At 44.1% G+C, this 21,720-nt stretch carries 19 protein-coding genes; all 19 read right to left on the reverse strand.

The features are described from left to right. Positions 1–44: 44 nt before the first annotated feature. The 19 genes from ugd to wzxC all read right to left on the reverse strand — a co-directional run bounded on the left by ugd (position 45) and on the right by wzxC (position 21,719). Positions 45–1,211 (reverse strand): UDP-glucose 6-dehydrogenase, encoded by a 1,167-nt coding sequence (gene ugd, locus VF709_RS03070; protein WP_029881823.1) that lies wholly within the window; start codon positions 1,209–1,211, stop codon positions 45–47. Positions 1,212–1,464: 253 nt separating this feature from the next. Beyond that, positions 1,465–2,871 (reverse strand): NADP-dependent phosphogluconate dehydrogenase, encoded by a 1,407-nt coding sequence (gene gndA / locus VF709_RS03075; protein WP_029881822.1) that lies wholly within the window; start codon positions 2,869–2,871, stop codon positions 1,465–1,467. Between the two features lie 255 nt (positions 2,872–3,126). Continuing rightward, entirely contained in the window at positions 3,127–4,272 is a 1,146-nt protein-coding gene (locus tag VF709_RS03080; protein ID WP_029881821.1) for a glycosyltransferase family 4 protein, read from the reverse strand. Between the two features lie 118 nt (positions 4,273–4,390). Beyond that, positions 4,391–5,356, reverse strand: a complete 966-nt coding sequence (locus VF709_RS03085) for an EpsG family protein (RefSeq protein WP_149896229.1) — start codon at positions 5,354–5,356, stop codon at positions 4,391–4,393. A 36-nt stretch (positions 5,357–5,392) separates the two neighbouring features. Continuing rightward, entirely contained in the window at positions 5,393–6,271 is an 879-nt protein-coding gene (locus tag VF709_RS03090; RefSeq protein WP_029881819.1) for a glycosyltransferase family 2 protein, read from the reverse strand. Next, a complete protein-coding gene (locus VF709_RS03095; protein ID WP_149896228.1) occupies positions 6,261–7,079 on the reverse strand; it encodes a hypothetical protein in 819 nt (272 codons plus the stop codon). The genes VF709_RS03090 and VF709_RS03095 overlap by 11 nt, the downstream gene beginning before the upstream one ends. Beyond that, entirely contained in the window at positions 7,076–7,696 is a 621-nt protein-coding gene (locus VF709_RS03100; RefSeq protein ID WP_029881817.1) for a haloacid dehalogenase-like hydrolase, read from the reverse strand. The genes VF709_RS03095 and VF709_RS03100 overlap by 4 nt, the downstream gene beginning before the upstream one ends. Before the next feature lie 105 nt (positions 7,697–7,801). Beyond that, the gene (locus VF709_RS03105; RefSeq protein WP_149896227.1) at positions 7,802–8,707 is read right to left on the reverse strand and encodes a WavQ; all 906 of its coding nucleotides are present in this window, start codon (positions 8,705–8,707) and stop codon (positions 7,802–7,804) included. Further along, positions 8,704–10,227, reverse strand: coding sequence for a lipopolysaccharide biosynthesis protein (locus tag VF709_RS03110; RefSeq protein ID WP_050491961.1), 1,524 nt, complete (start codon positions 10,225–10,227; stop codon positions 8,704–8,706). Before VF709_RS03110 ends, VF709_RS03105 begins: the two co-directional genes overlap by 4 nt. 73 nt (positions 10,228–10,300) lie before the next feature. Continuing rightward, complete coding sequence (rffA, locus tag VF709_RS03115; protein ID WP_029881814.1) at positions 10,301–11,425, reverse strand: dTDP-4-amino-4,6-dideoxygalactose transaminase; 1,125 nt, start codon at positions 11,423–11,425, stop codon at positions 10,301–10,303. After that, on the reverse strand, positions 11,422–11,976 hold the full coding sequence (rfbC, locus tag VF709_RS03120) for a dTDP-4-dehydrorhamnose 3,5-epimerase (protein ID WP_029881813.1): 555 nt from the start codon (positions 11,974–11,976) through the stop codon (positions 11,422–11,424). The genes rffA and rfbC overlap by 4 nt, the downstream gene beginning before the upstream one ends. Positions 11,977–11,979: 3 nt before the next feature. Then, the gene (gene rfbA / locus VF709_RS03125) at positions 11,980–12,858 is read right to left on the reverse strand and encodes a glucose-1-phosphate thymidylyltransferase RfbA (RefSeq protein ID WP_062728858.1); all 879 of its coding nucleotides are present in this window, start codon (positions 12,856–12,858) and stop codon (positions 11,980–11,982) included. 52 nt (positions 12,859–12,910) lie between these two features. Further along, positions 12,911–13,810 (reverse strand): dTDP-4-dehydrorhamnose reductase, encoded by a 900-nt coding sequence (gene rfbD / locus VF709_RS03130; protein WP_149896226.1) that lies wholly within the window; start codon positions 13,808–13,810, stop codon positions 12,911–12,913. 2 nt (positions 13,811–13,812) lie between these two features. Continuing rightward, the gene (gene rfbB / locus VF709_RS03135; RefSeq protein ID WP_149896225.1) at positions 13,813–14,895 is read right to left on the reverse strand and encodes a dTDP-glucose 4,6-dehydratase; all 1,083 of its coding nucleotides are present in this window, start codon (positions 14,893–14,895) and stop codon (positions 13,813–13,815) included. Positions 14,896–15,249: 354 nt separating this feature from the next. Then, positions 15,250–16,146 carry a GalU regulator GalF gene (galF, locus tag VF709_RS03140; protein WP_013097865.1) on the reverse strand — a complete coding sequence of 299 codons (897 nt, stop codon included), beginning with the start codon at positions 16,144–16,146 and terminating at the stop codon, positions 15,250–15,252. A 175-nt stretch (positions 16,147–16,321) separates the two neighbouring features. Beyond that, complete coding sequence (gene wcaM / locus VF709_RS03145) at positions 16,322–17,713, reverse strand: colanic acid biosynthesis protein WcaM (RefSeq protein WP_029881809.1); 1,392 nt, start codon at positions 17,711–17,713, stop codon at positions 16,322–16,324. A 12-nt stretch (positions 17,714–17,725) separates the two neighbouring features. Continuing rightward, positions 17,726–18,946, reverse strand: coding sequence for a colanic acid biosynthesis glycosyltransferase WcaL (gene wcaL / locus VF709_RS03150; protein WP_440230867.1), 1,221 nt, complete (start codon positions 18,944–18,946; stop codon positions 17,726–17,728). Next, positions 18,943–20,223, reverse strand: coding sequence for a colanic acid biosynthesis pyruvyl transferase WcaK (gene wcaK, locus VF709_RS03155; RefSeq protein ID WP_021558691.1), 1,281 nt, complete (start codon positions 20,221–20,223; stop codon positions 18,943–18,945). Before wcaK ends, wcaL begins: the two co-directional genes overlap by 4 nt. A gap of 17 nt (positions 20,224–20,240) precedes the next feature. Continuing rightward, the gene (gene wzxC / locus VF709_RS03160) at positions 20,241–21,719 is read right to left on the reverse strand and encodes a colanic acid undecaprenyl disphosphate flippase WzxC (protein ID WP_045294482.1); all 1,479 of its coding nucleotides are present in this window, start codon (positions 21,717–21,719) and stop codon (positions 20,241–20,243) included. Position 21,720 lies beyond the last annotated feature (1 nt).

Below are 21,720 nucleotides of genomic sequence, written 5' to 3' on the forward strand. Positions count from 1 at the left end.
AAAACCCGGCAACATAGCCGGGTTTTTTACGCGCGTTAAAATAATCAATCGCTACCGAACAGATCGCGGGTATAGACTTTATCCGCCACATCCGCCAACTCTTCCGCCATGCGGTTAGAGATAATCACGTCCGCTTCCTGCTTGAATGCATTCAAATCGCGAATCACACGTGAATGGAAGAACTCATCTTCCTGCATTGCGGGTTCATAAATAATGACCTGTACACCCTTCGCTTTAATACGCTTCATGATCCCCTGAATGGAAGAGGCACGGAAGTTATCGGAACCGCTCTTCATGATCAGACGATACACGCCCACCACTTTCGGCTGACGCGCGAGGATGGAATCAGAAATGAAATCCTTACGCGTGCGATTGGCATCCACAATCGCTGAAATCAGGTTGTTTGGCACAGCCTGATAGTTGGCCAGCAACTGCTTGGTATCTTTTGGCAGGCAGTAACCACCGTAGCCAAATGACGGATTGTTATAGTGGTTACCAATGCGCGGATCGAGACAAACACCTTCGATGATCTGGCGGGTGTTCAAACCCAGGCTCTCAGCGTAGCTGTCCAGCTCGTTGAAGTAGGCCACGCGCATTGCCAGATAGGTATTGGCGAAGAGCTTGATCGCCTCCGCTTCTGTGGAGTCGGTAAACAGTACCGGAATATCTTTCTTGATTGCGCCTTCCTGCAGCAGTGCGGCGAAGCGCTCCGCACGCTCAGAGCGCTCACCGATCACGATACGGGATGGGTGCAGGTTATCGTATAACGCCCTGCCCTCGCGCAGGAACTCTGGCGAGAAGAAGACATTATCAATACCCAACTCTTCTTTAATCGATTTAGTGAAGCCTACCGGAATGGTCGATTTGATGATCATCACCGCTTTTGGGTTGATTGCGATAACATCTTTGATCACCGCTTCTACGGTTGAGGTGTTGAAGTAGTTGGTTTTAGGGTCGTAATCCGTTGGTGTCGCGATGATGACGAAATCTGCGTCGCGATAGGCGTCTTCTTTATCCGTCGTGGCACGGAAATTCAGCGGTTTATTGGCAAGGTATTCCTGGATTTCTTTATCGACAATCGGGGATTGCTTTTGATTAAGCATATCCACTTTGGACTTAACGATATCCAACGCCACCACTTCATGGTTTTGTGCGATCAGAATGCCGTTTGATAGGCCTACATAGCCTGTTCCGGAGATAGTTATTTTCATTCGTTCAACTTCTTCAAGTTTAAGTTTCAGGAGGCGTAAACATCCCACCGCAATAAACAACTGTTGAGGTTTTTACCTCTTATGTTGAGCGGCTGTCAAGGCGAATGCCTGGCTGCAGAAATGAGAAAACGCAGTGGTTTATAGGGTGTTGAAAGACACTCGCTGGACAAAGCAAGTCCAGATGGGCTTATCCGTTATAAAAAAAGCCCGGTGGGCATCACCGGGCTTTGTTATCAGGCTGAGTTAAATCAGATTAATCCAGCCATTCGGTGTGAAACACACCTTCTTTATCCGTACGTTTATAAGTGTGCGCACCGAAGTAGTCACGCTGCGCCTGGATCAGGTTGGCAGGCAGTACGGCAGCGCGATAGCTGTCGTAGTACGCCACTGCAGCGGAGAAGGTCGGCACAGGAATACCATTCTGTACAGCGTATGCAACCACATCACGCAGCGCCTGCTGGTATTCGTCAGCAATCTTCTTAAAGTAAGGTGCCAGAAGCAGGTTCGCGATACCTGCATTTTGAGCATAGGCATCGGTGATTTTCTGCAGGAATTGGGCGCGGATAATGCAACCTGCACGGAAGATCTTCGCGATTTCACCGTAGTTCAGATCCCAGTTGTTTTCGTCAGAAGCCGCGCGCAGTTGAGAGAAACCTTGCGCGTAAGAGACGATTTTGCCCAGGTACAGAGCACGACGAACCTTCTCAACGAATTCCGCTTTGTCACCCGCTGGTTTAGCCTGCGGACCAGACAGCACTTTGGAAGCCGCCACGCGCTGATCTTTCAGAGAAGAGATGTAGCGAGCGAATACGGATTCGGTGATCAGAGACAGCGGTTCGCCCAGGTCCAAAGAGCTCTGGCTGGTCCATTTACCGGTACCTTTGTTCGCCGCTTCGTCAAGAATCACATCGACCAGGTATTTACCCTCTTCATCTTTCTTCGTGAAGATATCTTTGGTGATGTCGATCAGATAGCTGTTCAGCTCGCCTTTGTTCCACTCGGTGAAGGTATCTGCGAGTTCTTCGTTGGAGAGGTTCAGGCCCCCCTTCAGCAGAGAGTAGGCTTCAGCAATCAGTTGCATATCGCCGTATTCGATGCCGTTGTGAACCATCTTTACATAGTGGCCTGCACCGTCCGGACCGATATAGGTCACACACGGCTCACCATCTTCCGCAACCGCAGCGATTTTGGTCAGAATTGGCGCAACAAGCTCGTACGCTTCTTTCTGGCCGCCAGGCATGATAGATGGGCCTTTCAGCGCGCCCTCTTCACCACCGGAAACACCGGTACCGATGAAGTTGAAACCTTCAGCAGAGAGTTCACGGTTACGACGAATGGTGTCCTGGAAGAAGGTGTTACCACCATCAATGATGATGTCGCCTTTATCCAGATAAGGTTTCAGGGAATCGATGGCTGCATCGGTACCTGCGCCAGCTTTCACCATTAACAGGATACGACGAGGCGTTTCCAGAGATTCAACAAACTCTTTAACCGTATAGAAAGGAACCAGCTTCTTACCCGGATTCTCAGCGATGACCTCTTCGGTCTTATCACGGGAGCGGTTGAAAACGGAGACGGTATAACCACGGCTTTCGATGTTGAGCGCCAGGTTGCGCCCCATCACTGCCATACCGACAACGCCGATCTGTTGCTTGGACATTACATACTCCTGTCAGGTGTGGTCGCCGCGACTTATGCGCGGCTTGAATATGTTGATAATGTTAACTCAGGTTAAGGTCATGGAGGTAGCTAAAATTGCTTTTAAAACTTTTACCTACTATAAGTGAGGGATATTGCAAAATGTGGCTAAAAAACTTTTTAGCGAAATTAGTACATTGCAAAAATATTGAAACCAGGACCATAAAGGAATTTAAAAAAACAATTTAGTACTTTTGGATTAAAAATCGATGTTATGTTACGTAATAAGTCGATTGTAAATACTCATGTGTTTATCAACCACCGAGTTGACATCGAATTCTTGTTCAGCAAAATCTCTCGCAGCAATTCCCATTTTGCGTCTCAGTTCAGGTTGCTCGATTAAACTTATAATAGCGCCAGCCAGAGCCTGTGAATTTTTTATAGGGACACAGAGACCTGTTTGGCCATGAATAATCGCATCTCTGCAACCGGGGTTATTTGTAGTGACAATAGCTCTACCACATGCTGCCGCTTCAATAAGAACCTTTGGAACCCCTTCACCATAAAAAGAAGGGAGGCAAACAATATTAGATTGACTAAAAATCTCAGCAATATCTGTTCGGTGGCCTAAATATTTTACCACTCCATCATTTGCCCACTTTTCAATTTCATGAATCATGACTGAATTTGGATTTTCGATATCAGGGGTACCAATAAGTAAAAAATCAACGTCAGGGTATTTTTCCTTAACTAGCTTGGCAGCTTCGATATATTCATAAACACCTTTATCTTTTAACAAGCGACATGCCATTGAAACCTTAACCGAGCACTCTTCCATTTCAGGCTTATAATTATAGACGTTCAGGTCAGCACCAGAACCTTTAATCAAAACTTTATCATCGCGAGTCAAACCAACTATATTACTAAGAATGCTTTCATCAGAACTATTTTGGAAAATAACAATTTTCCTTTTCCCGCTCAACGAGATTTTATAAAGCAATGAAACAGTCAACTTTATTAATCTTGCGCGCAAGGTTGGGGACGTAAAAACATATCCCAGTCCAGATATTGCGGATACCATTGCACTCTTTCTAAAGAGCGTCTTCCGCATTAAACCTGAATATATAACTGGTTTAATAGTAATTGAATGAATAATATCAGGACGTGTCAAACTAATAACTTGCCGCACATTGAGAAGAGTTTTCATTTCTGAAAATAGCCCAACACCGCTTCGACTGAAAGGGATTTCATAAGTCTCGAATCCCATAGACTCCAGTTGCTCACGGTGAGTAGTAAAACGACATGCTATTACAACGTGGAAACCCTGCTGAAGTGCTTTCAACGCTATTGGCAAACGATGTGAAATAAAAAACCAATCAACGTTCACGAAATACAACAACGTCCTTCGCTCATTATTAATCATTATGAACACTCTTCATTTCAATCAAATTCTCAACATATACAAAACTTTTTTCACCCGAATTATTATTTTTTGCAAAAAAAAATATCAATAACAAGCGAAACACAAAATATCAAATAACTTATTGCGTGCCAAAAATTGGCTCAAGGTAGATATTTCTAACCGCAAAATACACACTTACAAAAATTAGAAAGAACAATGCAATTGTTTTATTCCACTTATTGGTAACTCCTGGAACCCAAAAATAAAAGCAAGTCCATCCTAACTCGAATATTCTGCTTGCAATCGTAGGAATTAGTGATGCAGGTATTGAAATCGCATATGCCGCCATAGAAATTATAAAACATCTTTTTTGAAAGACTGAAAGATTGTTAAAAGAAAAAACACCAATTATCAGTGGTAATAGCAGCCCCATAAATCTTATAGATGCAAAATTAAAACTCTCGTTATCAGCCCGACTGGCATATAATCTTATCATGCTAAAATTAGAAATTAGAATATCCTGTATGTAATACAAAATAACTGCTGCTATCACTGCATAAAGAAAAATTACAGGTATTTTTAGTTTGTTGTTCGCCAACCATGCGTTGGGTATTATCAGGCCCATAATAAAGAATGCCATGGAGTAATGGAACAATATTGAAAGTATAAAAAACAAAAATGACAATTTAGTTCGTTCGTTCGATTTAAAGTAAAGACTTAAGAGAACAAAGCTTATAGCTATAGCTACACGAATCTGCGTCATTTCATGCAGAAGCCCTATTCCCATTAAATAAATAATTGCAATGAGGAATCTATTATTAGATTTAGAAAAAAGGTATTGTTTAATCGTTAATGAGATAAATGCTATGAAGACCAGTAGCACATGAATGTCAGTATTGAGGACCTGTTTAAAAAAATAACTTATCAATACAAAGCCAAATTCAAACCTTGTATCTGAAAAAGCAAAGTTATCATTAATACTATCGTAAAAAGTTTCGTAAGATATAAAATCGCTATCCTGCCCTAACATCCGTAAGCCAAAGAATAATGATATTGCCACCATGCAAAGAAAAAGCATGTATATTCTAAAATGTTTGATAGCCAATTTAACCTCAGAAAATTTTACTTTGTTAAAAGAATTTTAACGATGTGGACCACTCACACCTTTTAATCCGTCACGAATCCCCTGAAGCATAAACTTGATTCGTGCAAGACCGTTATCACTTAATGCATAGATTATAAATTTGCATGGCATAACAAATAATTTTTTGATCTTGTATTTCAGAGGGAATGAAATTTCTCTATTTGCCAATAGCCAATTTCTATAAACATAATATAATCTAAAAGGACTACATTTAGCGAAACTGCGTACTCCTAAAATGTTAACATCCTGCATACCAATATTATGTTGTAGCGTAATATTTTTGGTTGAAAGAACTTCCCAACCAAGATGTCGGGCTCGATAACACCATTCGATATCTACCAGATCGATAAACCATTCCGATTTGTTTAACCCTACATATGTAAGAGCATTTAAGGGAATCAGTGCGCCTGAGGAAATAATACTTTCTACAGAATAAACACCCTCAGCGAACTCTTTACCAATATTAATTTCACGATCGTACTGAGATTTATTCCTCTCATTTATTATTAAAGGGCCTAATGCAGCTACTTGTTTATTTATTTTTGCACATTTAATATATTCATTATACATTTCAGAAATATAATTTTTCCCAATTGTTGAATCTTGGTCAAAAGTGAAAAAGATATCGCAACCTAGATTAACAGCTTTGAGGAAGCCATGGTTTTGAGCGTAAGCTATCCCCATATTCATCTTTAGATCGTCGTAGATTACATTTTCGAACTTCAAATTCGGACCTAACGTTCTGGGAATATTTTCAGGTGTATTATCAACAAGTACGACAAAGTCACATTGCTGCTTAAGCTCAATTAATAATTTCTCTGTATTTTCTTTTGTAGGGTTAAATAGAATAACTATCGCGGCTGTCTTACTTTTCATTGTCTTCCCAATTATAAGATTGATGTTTATTTCTCATAACTTGTTTTGTTTTGGAAATATACAGTGTTGCAATTCTGTACGAAAGAAAATACATACTTAGGACAAATAATTCGATTAAAATGTTAACACGGTGCATTATCATTATTATAAAAATGAGTAATGTCACTAACATATACCATTTTACACGAAAAAGATCTGGGTTCTTTACAAGTTCCTTAAGTTTGATAAAACCATATTTTTCTTTACAAGCATGCTCAATAGTACGGACTAAAGGAAACGAGAGAATGATAAACGGAACTAAATATGGAAAATAAACACTATTTACAGATGCAATAACTGGGATTATATAGCGGCAGAGAACCACAATAAAATAGGTCAATACATTCCATCGAGAACGCAATGTATTATGATAGTAAAAACCACACAACAGTAAAACCATCAAAAGCAATATTGTTATCTGCTGGGGAAAATCAGTCTTAAAATATAGAAAAAAACCCAATACAACAGAAATTAATATTCTAGAAACCACAAGAGAAATTATATTTTTTTCTATCCATGCGCGTTGTGTTGTGGCACGAAGGGTAGGATCTTTCTCTTTTTTTACAGTTCTAAAATCATTGTCAATATATCCTATTTCATATAAGGACATTATCATAATAAAACTAGCTATGAAATTTAACACCTCTCCTTTTAAAATAATTACTGTGAGCAAAAGAAAAAGAGGATAAATGATAAACCAACTAATTCTTTCATGCTTCGTTTTAATTCTGGTAATGAGAAGATAGGAAAATGGTATATAAAGGTTCATAAAAATTTAATCCTTCCTAAATCCACATTGTTATGTGAAAGTAATACCAGCCACTTTTCATTATTATTTTTTCGAGTAACAATATAGGATTGTTGACTATTTTTTATTAGATTAATATCACTCATATTGTCAGTAACAACCAACTCTAGTTTTTCTAGCATAATTTTAGTATGTTTATTCCCTTTGAGATCTATCTCTAATCTACCAGTGCAATAACCATTTTTATATTGTAATTTTGAAGAGTACCCGGTAACACTTAATTTCTTAGAAATTGCATCAATTACAGGATCCAGGGAAGCGGATATCAAAATAGAATCTGATTGATTTGATAAAAGCAATTTCATCGTTGTTTCATTTTCTTTAGATTTGAGAAAATCATCAACAAAAAAAGTTGAAAATTTGAAGAGTTTATCTTTGGACTCTCCTTTTAAAGTATAGATAAAATTATCTCGTAGAGAAATTAATTTGAATTTATTTAAAATTTTAAAAGGTAAAGATAGTAAAACCTTACACCATAAAAACTTAATTTTATTTCCAGCCTTTTGATGATATTGAGTAATAAAATCAAAAGTTGTATTTGAAGCATAAAGTGTAAAACAAACATCAAATACACGCATATGCATACCTTTAATGATCATTAAAATAATAAGAAGCGAAATATTATTCTGCAAAGTTTGGTGAATTTACGCTTTGCGAAAATATTTATGTATAAGTATATTCCATCACTTTAAATGGAAATATATAGACATCTCAGATAAGCATTTAAGTACTGTTTCGTTTGATCGTTGATGTTCTGCAATAATGTGATTATAAACATTTTCTCTTGTGCTTTGTGCCCACTCTTCTTGCTCTTTTGAGAAACCAAAAGAAATACCATATCTGTCCGATAAATTTGGATACCAATCTTCTATCGACTGCCCTTGAGCTGGTACAACATATGACGGGCAACCACATAACACAGCAAAAATTGAATAGGCGGTGTAATCATCATAACAAATGAATTTTTTAGAGCGCTTGAAAATAGCGGCTACTTCTTTATGACTTAAACCGTCAATTTGTACTGCATTAGCGGGATGTATTTTTTCTTTATAAGTTCCTTTTCTAACCATGAAACAGCAGTCTATATCTTTTACATCATTACTTTCATTATATATATCAATTGGGTAATAAATAACTTTCAATTCATTCTGAGATGTAAACGACCCGTCTCTCTGAAAATCTTTAATAGCTGAGTTAAATTTATAATACATTTCGCCAGCTTCATAATTGATGATGGATGTATGAAAACCAGGCTGATGCAGTAACCATCTTACGACATGTTTGGCCCCAAGAGGATTGCCATTAACTATTTCCGGATATATGACTATCCCATCTTCAGGAATTCTTTTCGAATTCCATAGCGGAGTATTCCATTCAGCATGCGTTTTAAAACAAGACTTCGAGCGAACTTCCCATTTTAATTGCTGAAGTATTTTTTTAATCGTTATTTTTCCTGAGTATGTTGGTTTTAACTTTACAAGAAAAGCGTTATGTTCGCTAAATTCATTAATAATATGACATAAACGATGAAGAACTACGGAACCACCACTATTCTCATCAAAAGAAGGCGCACATATAAACACTTTCATTTTTTGCTCATTTTAAAATCAAAAGAAGGTAATATTTTATGCATTCCAAAAATATAGCACATAGAAATTAGAACGCTTCCAAACCCTAACAAAGATAAATATGCAAAAGATAATAACCGGCTTCCACTAAACGCTTCGAATTTAGATATGTAATAATAATAAATGAGTTCTATAATGACCAAGGGTATAATATAAAAGATTATTATTCCTAGTCCATGTTTGAATGTTTCAGTAAGGTTATATCCTCCCCACAAAATAAATAAGAGGATAGCATTCACCGCATAAAAAACAGAAGTTCCATCACCATGAAAGTTCTTAGCGATAAAAATGTTTGACGGAATTATTATCGTGCTAAAAATCACATACACGACAGTATGTTTTTTTAACTGTCCCTGGCTATAGAGAAGCAAGAATATTAGATTTGAATAAATTGAAAACACCCCTCCCAAAAACAGCCATGGTAAATATTTAGATACTTCAGTAGCGAGATGTGTATTGTTACTCCATATAAAAAGTATCTTCTCAGAAAAGAAAAACAAAAAGATGCTTAAGGGTATAGTAATAGTAATTATAAATTTAAATGCATGAAAATATAATCTTGAATATTGTAGCGTATTTTTTTCATGGAAATATTTGGTCAGTCTTGGCTGTAGATACTGATTTAAAGGATCGCTAATAATTGCCAGAATCCCCATTATAGAAATAGCGATACTATACATTGCATATTCGGATAAAGGCAGAAAACGCGTCAGCGTTAACTTATCCGATTGGTTTACCACTACCCATAGAATCGTAAGCATTGACAGCTGCAATGCAAAAGAAAAGAATTTTGAAATGGATATCTCACTAGTATCATCATCAGTAACTTGCTGTTTATCGATGGTCTTTAATATGTTTTTTCTCACGCGTTCACTAAAAAGAATCATCAATCCACAAGTTAACGCTGCACTCAAAAGCTGCATTATAAAATAAAAGATAACATCGCCTTTGAAAACATATAATAATACAAGTGTAAAAGGTTGCGATAGCGTTGTGTTTATTAAATTAATAGTCGTAATTGTAATCTGGGATTCATTAGAAAGTAATAAACTTCTGAATGGCCCCTGCAAATATCTTAATGCAAAAATGCAAAACATCAGTGTTGTGCATATAATTAATGTGGAATCTTTGATATTTGTTTTTAGCCATAATGTACTAAATTTATAGCTAAATAACCCTCCCAACAGAATGAGCGATATTGCTATGCCAATAAATATTAAAATTATTTTTCGATATAATATATTGAATTTTTCAAACCGCTTAATATTTTGCTTCGATATAATGGCTTCCCTTGTTAATACCCCACCTACTCCTGCATCCAAAATACTTAAACATGCCTGTAATACTGTAAAGAAGCCAAGTAATCCATATGCTTCTACACCAATCCTCTTTATTAACAAAGGAATCAGCAAGATCGCAACGACAGCTGTATATATTCTTACGCCATATATATATGTTAATAACTTGACTTCTTTAATCATTATATAAATTTCTTGTTATTAAGAAGAAGGTTATTTGATGATAACCCTAACATTACACTACGTGATCAAAAGATTAGTTATAGAAATTTTTTATTTTTTCACAAATATAATCTATCTGCTCTATTGTTAATTCATAGAACATCGGAAGTCTTAACAAGCAATCACTAAAATGGTCACTATTTGCCAACTCAACTTCATCACCGATTGACAAATAATAATCACTTTTATTAAGTGACAAATAATGGAAAACGGAATGAATTTCGAATCCTTTAAGATGGTTAATTAACGCTGTTCTTTTTTCTATATCAGCACATATTACATAAAACATATGGGCATTATTAGTAGCAAACTCAGGAATTACAGGTAGCTTAATAAATCCTTTAGTCTCTAATTCACTCAAATTAGCACGATATCTCTCCCACAATACTTTTCGCTGTTTCTGAATGAGCTCTAAATTTTCTAATTGCGCAAAAAGATATGCTGCAATAATATCGGATGGAAGGAAGGATGATCCGATATCAACCCATCCATACTTATTTACCTCTCCTCTGAAGAATGAAGACCTGTTGGTCCCTTTTTCTCTTATAATTTCTGCTCGCTGAAAATAGCTTTCATCATTGATGACAAGCATTCCACCTTCACCCGAGATAATGTTTTTTGTTTCATGGAATGAAAAAGTACCGAATGTACCAATGCTTCCCAGAGGTCTATCGTTATGGAAGGAATCAATAGCTTGCGCAGCATCTTCAATGACAGGAATATTATATTCCTTAGAAATGGACATAATTTCATCCATATCACACGCTACACCAGCGTAATGAACAACAATAATAGCTTTCGTTTTATCAGTTATACTAGCTCGGATTGAGCTTGGGTCAACATTTGGATTATCTGCATAGCTATCCGCGAAAACTAATTTTGCTCCTCGCAGTGCAAAAGCGTTTACTGTAGATACAAATGTATAAGCCGGTGCAATGACCTCATCTTCTGGCTTAATATCAAGTAATATCGCGGCCATTTCAAGAGCATCGGTACAAGATGTTGTTAATAATACTTTTTTAAAAGCATATTTATTTTCAAAGTATTCGTGACATTTTTTTGTAAAAAAACCGTCACCAGATATTTTTCCTAAACTTACCGCCTGGGATATATAAAAGAGTTCTTTCCCTTGTAAGTATGGTTTATTAAATGGAATCATTGTTCATCCTTAATATGTTCTATAAAATCTGGAGCTAATTTATCTTTCTCAGAGAGAATGACTTCATTCTCAGAAATCGGCCAATGTACATTTAGCACAGGGTCATTCCATGCAATACATCGTTCACTACTGGGGTTGTAATAATTTGTTGTTTTATATTGAAACTCAGCAACTTCACTAAGAACAACAAAACCATGAGCAAAACCTTCAGGTATCCATAACTGCCGTTTATTCTCAGCAGAAAGATATACCCCAACCCATTTACCAAATGTTTCCGATTCTCTACGTATATCCACAGCTACGTCAAAAACTTCACCAGCTATGCAGCGAACTAATTTTCCTTGTGCATAAGGTGCTTGTTGGTAATGAAGACCACGTAGTACGTTTTTACAGGATTTAGAATGGTTATCTTGCACAAATTCTATTTCACGTCCTGTTAACTCTTCAAAGGTTTTCTTATTAAAACTTTCAAAGAAAAACCCTCGTTCATCACCAAAAACCTTCGGCTCAAAAATCATCACATCTCGAATATCTGTCTTTACAACATTCATAGATTAATAACCTTTAATCATTTTGAGCAAATACTGGCCATAGGCATTTTTTTTGAGTGGTTCAGCCAGTATCTTTACCTGCTCTGCATCAATAAATCCCTTACGAAAAGCAATCTCTTCCGGACAGGAGACTTTAAGCCCCTGACGTTCTTCGATGGTCGCAATAAAGTTGCTCGCTTCAATCAGGCTCTGATGCGTACCGGTATCCAGCCAGGCATAGCCTCGTCCCATCATCGCTACAGACAGACGGCCCTGCTCAAGGTAGATACGGTTAATATCGGTAATTTCCAACTCACCGCGCGCTGAAGGCTTAAGGTTCTTCGCCATTTCCACTACATCATTGTCGTAGAAATAAAGACCCGTTACAGCATAGTTGCTTTTAGGTTCCAGCGGCTTCTCTTCCAGACTGATGGCCGTACCATTTTTATCGAACTCCACCACGCCATAACGTTCCGGATCGTTGACGTGATAGGCGAATACCGTTGCACCGTCGCCTTTACTCACTGCGGCTTCCAGCTGTTTAGGCAGGTCATGACCGTAGAAAATATTATCGCCCAGCACCAGCGCACAGTTGTCGTCACCAATGAACTCTTCGCCAATAATAAAGGCCTGAGCCAGTCCATCAGGGCTTGGCTGTACTTTATACTGAAGGTTTAATCCCCACTGACTGCCGTCGCCCAGAAGTTGTTCAAAGCGCGGGGTATCCTGTGGCGTACTAATGATCAGAATGTCTTTAATCCCTGCCAGCATCAGTGTAGACAGCGGATAGTAAATCATTGGTTTGTCGTAAATGGGCAGCAGTTGTTTACTCACCGCCATAGTCACAGGGTAGAGACGAGTGCCGGATCCACCAGCAAGAATAATACCTTTACGCGTAGCCATTATAATTTCTCTGTAAACGCAAAATGCCCGAATCCGGGCATTTATTTAATGATTAAAGTGATTGGGCTGTAAAAAGCTCAGCTAACATGCGCTTCACGCCAACATCCCATGCTGGCAATACCAGACCAAAGTTATGCTGGAATTTCTCTGTGCTTAACCGCGAATTCTGCGGCCGGCGAGCAGGTGTCGGGTAAGCGCTTGTCGGAACAGCATTGATTTTTTCAATCGCCAGTTCAATGCCTGAGTTTCTGGCTTCATCAAATACCAGAGCAGCATAGTCATACCAGGTTGTCGTATCTGACGCGACGAGGTGATAAAGACCAGCCACTTCTGGTTTTACCATCGCTACACGAATAGCATGCGCGGTACAGTCTGCCAGTAATTCTGCTCCCGTAGGCGCACCAACTTGATCGTTGATAACAGAAAGTTCTTTACGCTCTTTCGCCAGACGCAGCATGGTTTTCGCGAAATTGTTCCCTTTACCCGCGTAAACCCAACTGGTACGAAAAATAAGATGGTTAGGACAATGTGCTTGCAGCGCTTTTTCACCGTCAAGTTTAGTCTGCCCATAAACATTTAATGGCGCTGTCGCATCCGTTTCACGCCATGGTTTATCCCCATCGCCCGGAAAAACGTAATCTGTTGAATAATGAACAACCCAGGCACCAATTTTCGCCGCTTCCTTCGCAATGGCCTCAACGCTTGTTGCATTCAATAACTGGGCGAATTCAGGCTCTGATTCCGCTTTATCAACAGCAGTATGCGCTGCAGCATTAACGATAACATCAGGTTTGATGGCACGAACCGTCTCAGCAATCCCTTCTGGCTTGCTGAAATCGCCACAGTACTCTTTCGAGTGCACATCAAGCGCTATTAAATTCCCTAACGGCGCCAGCGCACGCTGGAGTTCCCAACCCACCTGCCCTGTCTTCCCGAACAGAAGAATATTCACAATTAACGTTCTCCGTAATTCTGTTCGATCCAGCTTTTATAGGCACCGCTTTTTACGTTATTAACCCAGTCCTGGTTGCTCAGATACCATTCCACGGTCTTACGAATCCCACTTTCAAACGTCTCTTCTGGCTTCCATCCCAGCTCTACGCCGATTTTATGCGCATCAATCGCATAGCGACGGTCATGCCCCGGGCGGTCGGCAACATACGTGATCTGATCGCGGTAAGAGCCTTCTTTCGGCACAATCTCATCCAGCAGATCGCAAATCGTATGTACAACATCCAGATTCTGCTTCTCGTTATGACCACCGATGTTATAGGTCTCCCCCGGCTTACCCTGGGTTACGACGGTGTAGAGCGCACGCGCATGATCTTCAACATACAACCAGTCGCGGATCTGGTCACCTTTGCCATAAATTGGCAGTGGTTTGCCATCGAGCGCATTCAGGATGACCAGCGGGATCAGTTTCTCAGGGAAATGATACGGACCGTAGTTATTGGAGCAGTTAGTGACGATGGTCGGGAACCCATAGGTACGCAGCCAGGCTCGAACCAGATGGTCGCTGGAGGCTTTTGAAGCAGAATACGGGCTGCTTGGCGCATAAGCTGTGGTCTCGGTAAAGAGCGGCAGATCGGTAGAAACCGGATGCTCGTCCGGGTGCGGCAGATCGCCATACACTTCATCGGTAGAGATATGATGGAAACGAAACGCCTTCTTCGCTACATCATCTAAAGTGGACCAGTAAGCACGAGCCGCTTCCAGCAATACATAGGTACCGACAATATTGGTTTCAATAAACGCGGCCGGGCCGGTGATGGAACGATCGACATGACTCTCAGCCGCCAGGTGCATAACGGCATCCGGCTTATGCTCAGCAAAGATACGATCCATAGCATTCTTGTCGCAAATGTCCGCATGCTCAAAGACATATCTGGCGCTATCACTCACTTCTGTAAGCGACTCAAGGTTACCGGCATACGTCAGTTTATCCACATTGACGACTTCATCCTGGGTTTTTTTAATAATATGTCGTACCACTGCTGAGCCGATAAAGCCGGCCCCGCCCGTCACAAGAATTTTCACGTGATCTGTTCCGTCTATTGAATTTGTCGAGATATTGGCGTTCTGATACCGGGTAATTAATATCGGCTTCAGAAATTTTGCACGCTACCGCCCCTGGCTTAACAGCTACCAGTGCACTGAGCGAAGTTTGAATAAATGATTTTTCTGGTCTGGATTCAGACAAAAACTGGCGTTAATTGTCGTCCTAAATGACCTCAGAAACAAGCACAAATCGTTACAAATCTGACCAGATTTAAATCAGATAAATCCATGTTATCATTAGAATTAATAACAAAAAACGGCAGCTACCATTTTGGTTATGTTTCAACATACCCAAATGATGACTGCCGCTTGTGCAAATCAAGTAAGATAAAATCAGTCGTTAGCTAACAACTTCTCAATCCGGCTTCTGAACTTCGCCCCTTCCTTCAGGTTGCGCAGCCCATAGTTCACAAACGCCTGCATGTAGCCCAGCTTCTTACCGCAGTCGTAGCTCTCACCGGTCATCAGCATCGCGTCAACAGACTGCTTTTTCGCCAGCTCGGCAATCGCATCGGTCAACTGGATACGATCCCAGGCACCTGGTTCGGTTTTTTCCAGCTCGGCCCAGATATCCGCGTTCAGGACATAACGACCAACCGCCATCAGGTCAGAATCCAGCGTCTGCGGCTGATCCGGTTTTTCGATGAACTCAACGATGCGGCTCACCTGCCCTTCTGTCTCCAGCGCTTCTTTAGTCTGGATAACAGAGTACTCGGACAGATCGCCTTTCATGCGTTTCGCCAGCACCTGGCTGCGGCCTGTTTCGTTGAAACGCGCCACCATCGCCGCCAGGTTATAGCGCAGCGGATCCGCAGAAGCGGTATCGATGATGATATCAGGCAGGACCACGATAAACGGGTTGTCGCCCACGACAGGGCGAGCACACAGGATGGAGTGGCCCAGGCCCAGCGGCTGCGCCTGACGCACGTTCATGATGGTCACGCCAGGAGGGCAAATGGACTGCACTTCCGCCAGCAGTTGACGTTTAACACGCTGCTCCAGCAGCGCTTCGAGTTCGTAAGAGGTGTCGAAGTGGTTTTCAACCGCATTCTTGGACGAGTGCGTAACCAGAACGATTTCTTTGATCCCTGCAGCAACAATCTCGTCGACGATGTATTGAATCATCGGCTTGTCGACGATCGGTAGCATCTCTTTAGGAATGGCTTTTGTGGCTGGCAGCATATGCATGCCCAGTCCGGCTACCGGAATGACTGCTTTCAAATTAATCATTATTTCTTCCACCTTAAAATGGTTGACGAATTATAGCTCTTAAACCTGTTTTCGCCAGTATGATTTGCCGTAATCCTCAAATGATATTACGCCTTAGCACCACAAATTACAGTAGTTGTAATCTGAATAGAATGCGATTCCGTGCCAGGAATAGTCGCAAAAAGCCCACTGACGATTATCTGTGCGGCAGCGCAAAATTAAGCCGTTCCGTATTCACCACATGCTGATCCACCCGGTCAATATCCACCGAGCTCTGCCCTTTCTCATTCACTGCTTTGATGTTTGCCAGCGACAGCAACGTCTCGTCTTTCGCCATAAACTTACCCCGCACATCCTTACGCAGGTCGAAGTTCAGCTTCAGCGCGGGTCCGATTGCTGCTTCCTGCATTACGTTGATATTGCGTAAGAAAAGGTGCTGAGGTTTGTTATGCAGTTCAAGCGTCGCGCGCTGCATGTCGACGTTGGTGATGGCCACAAACGAGGTCGCATTACCGGATGAAATTTGTATGCCACGCAGCTTATAGGCAAGCTGGCTATTATCCAGACGAATATCGTTAAGCTTGAAGTTCTGCGGAATCGACAGGTAGTCACCTTTAATCACGCCGTATCCGATTAACATGCCGGCACTATTGACCATATCGACATTATCAATAACGAAATTATCACAGCCATAAATTGCTACCGTGGCATTGTCTATTCCCGCCTTTTTACTGAAATCAGGCGTAATATTTTTGGCCTTAATATTGCGGATAATAAAGTGTTTACCGTTCTCAACGTGCACCAGCTGGCGGCAGTTGCTGCCGGTGATATTGGCAACCACAAAGTTCTTCACGGTCTGTTTTTCCGGGTAGTCGTTGTCGTAGGTACTGCCCGCAAGGCCAATACCAATCCCCCAGTTAATCTTCCCGTTGGTGCAGTTGATGTTGTCGATCACATGGTCGGAGATCAGAATATTGCGGTCATTGATGGCCACATTCCACTCGATCGCATCGCCCTGCAGGTGGCTAAATTTGCTGTTGGTGATGCGGGCGCCATCCACCTGGTTATGAAACCCCTGACGCAGGATGGCGTAATTGGCCTGGCTCACGCGGATGTTATCAATGACCAGATTACGCATCACGCTGGGCTTTTTGCCGCCAATGTAGATTTGCGTTACCGGGCCAAATCCGCTCATCGCCAGCCCTTTGATGACACAGTCAGAGCCACGAACGTCAAGGGTAATGTTTTCGGTACGGCCTTCGCCCTCACCGATGACTTTGCTGCCCTCCTGCAGGACAAAGCGCCCCCGGCCATTGCCGGTTAACGCCCCGCGAATCAGCAGCGTTTTGCCGTCAGGAATGAAAATGCCCGTGTTGATGTTTTTGCAGGTAAGCCCTGCAGGCACTACGACGGTGTCGCCTTCGTTAAACGCCTGCTTAAAGGCGGCGATCCAGTCGTTGTTATTGTACTGATTTACAGAGACCGTCTTGCCGGTTGCCGCCCGCGCAACACGGGACGACAGCAGCGGCATTGCCGCCAGGACGGACAGAGAAGAGACAAAGCTGCGTCGGGTAATCTTTTTCAGCATACAACCTCGGCGTTACAACGTTTGCAGCAGGCTCGCTAACTGGCGATTGATCACCTGCTGGTTAAAATCTGCCTCGACTTTTTGTCGGGCATTGTGCAGCACGGGCTCCAGCGCCTGCTGGTCGATATCGCTAAACGCGGCCAGCCGATCGGCCAGGGCCATGGCGTTATTTTCGGGGACCAGCCAGCCGGAATGATCTGACTTGATCAGCTCCGGGATCCCGCTGTGCAGGGTCGATACCACCGGAATCCCCACCGCCATCGCCTCCATCAGCGCCACCGGTATGCCTTCCATGTCGCCATCGGCACCCGTAACGGACGGCAGCAGAAACACGTCGGCTTCATCGAGCATGGCCTTCACCTCGTGGCTCGGCTTAAAGCCCGGCATCTCCACGTGCGCTTCCAGCTCATACTGTTCAATAAGCGTGCGCAGACGACGCTCCCACGGGCCGATACCGAGAATGCGATAACGGAAATCCACCCCGCGCGCCTTTAGCTGGCGGCAGGCTTCTATCGCCACATGCAGCCCTTTTTTCTCGGTCAGTCGGGCAACAGAGATAATCTGCAGCGGTTTACCCGGCACCTTGACCGGACGTCGGGTAAAGCGCGCCAAATCCACACCCATCCGCGAGACGGTGATTTTCTCGCCCGGGCAGCCCATCTTTTTGAGGCGTCCGGCCCACAGGTCGCTGATGGGCAGCATCATGTCGCCGCGCTGGAACAGCTGCTGATACTCCGGCGTGTAGTGGTTCAGCACTTCACGGCTGGAGATATCAATGCCGTGGAAGATCGTGGCGATCTTCCCGTCAATCACCCCCAGCTCGCGCAGTTTGGCTGCGGTCACCCCTGCCGGGCCAAAGTGGGCGATAAAGACATCAGCGCGGTACGGCTGCGCCGTTTGCCCACAGATGGCCGACAGGATCAGATTGCGCGACTCCGCGCCATAGCGGGAGATGTTCAGCGCTCGCCAGGTCGACGCGCGATGGAGCCCGCGTAAGGTCTGGCTGGCACGGTAGCGCAGCTTGTTCACTTTTCCGGATGGCTCATCCTGCAGCCAGCGGGTTTTCGCCTCCAGCCCATACTTGGTATACGCCGCATGGGTGTTTTGCGTATCGCCCTTTTGCAGGGCGATAATTTCCACGTCATATCCCATATCGATAAACGCGGTGATTTGATTGAGTACAAAGGTTTCAGACGACAGTGGAAATTTCAGTAAGAAGAAACCAACCTTCATTTCCCCTCCCGCACGCGGTCAAGCACCGACTTCACCATCCCCATTCCCTTTTCGCGCTCGGCTTTCACTGCCACGGCCAGGCGCTCATTCACGGCGGGCAGTTGCCCAAGGGTGTCGCCCACCATTGCGCCGAGCGAGCCATCCAGCAGATGACGGATATCCACGGCCATTTCCGGCATCCCCAGCTGCTGCATAATCCCGGCAGACTTGTGCTCATAGTTGATGGCAATGGCTGGCGTGCCAAAGTTCATCGAGATGATGGCAGAGTGCAGACGGGTACCCACGGTCAGGTCACAGGCTGAGAGCAGTTTGCCCATCTCCAGATCGTTCAGTTCGTCCATCACCACGTGATACCGGGACGGATCGTTCACCAGATGGCGCAGGTTAAGCGCCACCATGCGATCATCCTTGTTGTAGCTATCGATACCGGTACAGGTGGAGAGCGCCAGCACCTGATAACCGCTGTCCAGCACGCGGTTAACGACCTCGGCAAAGGCCTTCTCGTAGGCGGCCTGAGTCGTACCTAAACGCTTATCAAAAGGTGCCAGCTCGCGCAGGGTAATGGCGACGGTTTTCTGTTTCGCCGCCACGTCCAGCCAGTGCTGCACCGCGTAGCTCGGCTGGAAGCTGTCGTCCTGGTGATCCACCAGCCACGCGGTATCCACGCCGTGCTCGACTTTCGAAGTGTCGATCTCGCTGCGCTTCATCATGTCAAGGCTGACTGACTCACGTAAAATCAGGGCATCGCAGTGGCCAAACACATAGTTTGCCAGCTGGTTGAACTGAGGTTCCTGGAATGGCCCGACACTGTGACCAATCATAAACAGCGGCTTCTTCGCCATAAAGGTACAGAGCGCATGCTCAAACTGCGGCACGCCGTAGAGATCGACGAAGAACGAACCGCCCACCTGAATGATCGCGTCATAGCCGGACAGCAGACGCACAAAATCGGTAAAGCCCTGCGCAATGGCGATGTTGCGCAGCTTGCCGGTGTCGGTTACGCGAGAAAGCAGCACCTGATGCTGGTAGCGGCGACGCAACACTTTCTTCACGCGTCCCATCACGCCCGCAGCGTTATTGTGCTGTTTCATCTGGCTGTAGAGCGGGTCGCCCATCACCGGGCGGTTCAGTAACCAGGATGAGCTGACCGGGTAACGGCTCATCACGTCCACTTCTGTCTCAGGCTTAAGGGTGTTAATTGCATCCAATAAACCGCGCAGGATGGCGCTGTCGCCACGGTTGCCGCAGGTATGGTTGCCAAGAATTAATAATTTCATAATGGCCTCTTAAATAACTAGCCTGCGCGAAGCAGCGTTTTCATTTTTTCGTTACGGCAAAACTGGCGCTTCATCTCCACCACCAGCGCATTGCGTGACAGCACAATCATCACCCCAAACGCCAGCGCGCCCGCGGCAACCTGCACTGCCAGCAGCGCGGCCAGCGGCAAATGGCCCTTCAGGAGCACGCCCAGACCGTAGCTCACCACCAGGGTCGGCAAGGAGAGATAAAACGGCAGCCACAGGCTCAGGATGTACTGACGGTAGCTGGAGCCCAGCACCGGCTTGATCATGATGAAGTAGCTCAGCACGGTGTTGATGATTTGCACCAGCAGAAAGCCCAGCGTGACGCCAATGGCGCCCGCCATGTGTCCGCCGACGATAATTGCCGGAATAAACAGGAAGGTTTTAAATACGTTGAATTTAAAGCTGATATCCACGCGCGCTTTCGCCATCAGCAGGGAGCCAATCGGGTTACCCACGGAGCGCAGCAGCCCCACCACACAGAGCAACTGCAGGATCGGGATGATGCTGTTCCACTTCTCGCCAAATACCAGCGGCACAAAGTTGCTCGACACCACCATCAGACCCAGCAGTACCGGGAAGTTAATAATGCCGACCACGGAGAGCAGCTTGTAGAAGTTGACGCGCAGCTTTTCAGTGTCGTCCTGAATTTTGGCGAACGCCGGGAACAACACGCGGGTGATAATCGGGTTGAGCTTCATCGGCGGGACGACCGCAACGTTGTAGGCCAGGTTATAGCCCCCCGCGACGCTCGCCCCCAGAATGCGCGCCAGCACCAGCGTGGAAAGATTGGTATTGACGTAGTTGATGATGCTGTCGGCCGTCAGCCAGGCGCCAAAACGCAGGTTCGAGGAGACGGACGCCAGGGAAAAATGCAGCCCCGGGCGGTAGATCTTGCGGCCGAAGTAGCCGAACAGCAGCGTACGCACGGTAGAGTTCACCAGATACCCCAGAATGGCGGTCATGGCCAGCGGCCAGAAATGGGCGCTCACCACCGTGAAGGTAAAGCCCGCCAGCACGGCGCTGGTTTCAATCATGCCGATCTTGTTGAACTCCAGTTCTTTTTGCATCAGCGCGCGGAACTGCTGCCCGTGCGGGATCACCACAAAGGCAAACGACAGCGTGCGCATCAGCGGGGCCAGATCCGGGTTGTGCAGCACGCTGGCGATCACATCGCTCAGCAGGAACACCAGCACAAAAACAAACATCCCCAGCCCTACGTTCAGCCAGTAGAGCGTGGTCAGCTCCAGCTGGCTAATCTCTTTGCGCTGGATAATCGAGTTGGCGATACCGAAGTCAGACAGCGTGTCGGCCAGCGCGATAATAACCAGCGAGACGGTCAGCAGACCGAACTGATGATTATCGATAATGCGCGCCAGCACGGTCATCTGCACCAGCCCCAGGCCAATGATGACGATAGTCGCCATCGCTGACCACTTGGCGCCGCTGATGGTTTTTTCACGTAAGCTCATC

It is taken from the genome of Enterobacter sp. Lyrl_3 (assembly GCF_051948675.1).
GTDB lineage: Bacteria > Pseudomonadota > Gammaproteobacteria > Enterobacterales > Enterobacteriaceae > Enterobacter > Enterobacter cloacae.

Bases quoted from the DNA above. Each gene is read 5' to 3' on its own strand.
- ugd (WP_029881823.1), bottom strand. From the start codon at position 1,211: ATGAAAATAACTATCTCCGGAACAGGCTATGTAGGCCTATCAAACGGC.
- gndA (WP_029881822.1), bottom strand. From the start codon at position 2,871: ATGTCCAAGCAACAGATCGGCGTTGTCGGTATGGCAGTGATGGGGCGC.
- VF709_RS03080 (WP_029881821.1), bottom strand. From the start codon at position 4,272: ATGATTAATAATGAGCGAAGGACGTTGTTGTATTTCGTGAACGTTGAT.
- VF709_RS03090 (WP_029881819.1), bottom strand. From the start codon at position 6,271: ATGAAAAGTAAGACAGCCGCGATAGTTATTCTATTTAACCCTACAAAA.
- VF709_RS03095 (WP_149896228.1), bottom strand. From the start codon at position 7,079: ATGAACCTTTATATACCATTTTCCTATCTTCTCATTACCAGAATTAAA.
- VF709_RS03100 (WP_029881817.1), bottom strand. From the start codon at position 7,696: ATGCGTGTATTTGATGTTTGTTTTACACTTTATGCTTCAAATACAACT.
- VF709_RS03105 (WP_149896227.1), bottom strand. From the start codon at position 8,707: ATGAAAGTGTTTATATGTGCGCCTTCTTTTGATGAGAATAGTGGTGGT.
- VF709_RS03110 (WP_050491961.1), bottom strand. From the start codon at position 10,227: ATGATTAAAGAAGTCAAGTTATTAACATATATATATGGCGTAAGAATA.
- rffA (WP_029881814.1), bottom strand. From the start codon at position 11,425: ATGATTCCATTTAATAAACCATACTTACAAGGGAAAGAACTCTTTTAT.
- rfbC (WP_029881813.1), bottom strand. From the start codon at position 11,976: ATGAATGTTGTAAAGACAGATATTCGAGATGTGATGATTTTTGAGCCG.
- rfbA (WP_062728858.1), bottom strand. From the start codon at position 12,858: ATGGCTACGCGTAAAGGTATTATTCTTGCTGGTGGATCCGGCACTCGT.
- galF (WP_013097865.1), bottom strand. From the start codon at position 16,146: ATGATTAATTTGAAAGCAGTCATTCCGGTAGCCGGACTGGGCATGCAT.
- wcaM (WP_029881809.1), bottom strand. From the start codon at position 17,713: ATGCTGAAAAAGATTACCCGACGCAGCTTTGTCTCTTCTCTGTCCGTC.
- wcaL (WP_440230867.1), bottom strand. From the start codon at position 18,946: ATGAAGGTTGGTTTCTTCTTACTGAAATTTCCACTGTCGTCTGAAACC.
- wcaK (WP_021558691.1), bottom strand. From the start codon at position 20,223: ATGAAATTATTAATTCTTGGCAACCATACCTGCGGCAACCGTGGCGAC.
- wzxC (WP_045294482.1), bottom strand. From the start codon at position 21,719: ATGAGCTTACGTGAAAAAACCATCAGCGGCGCCAAGTGGTCAGCGATG.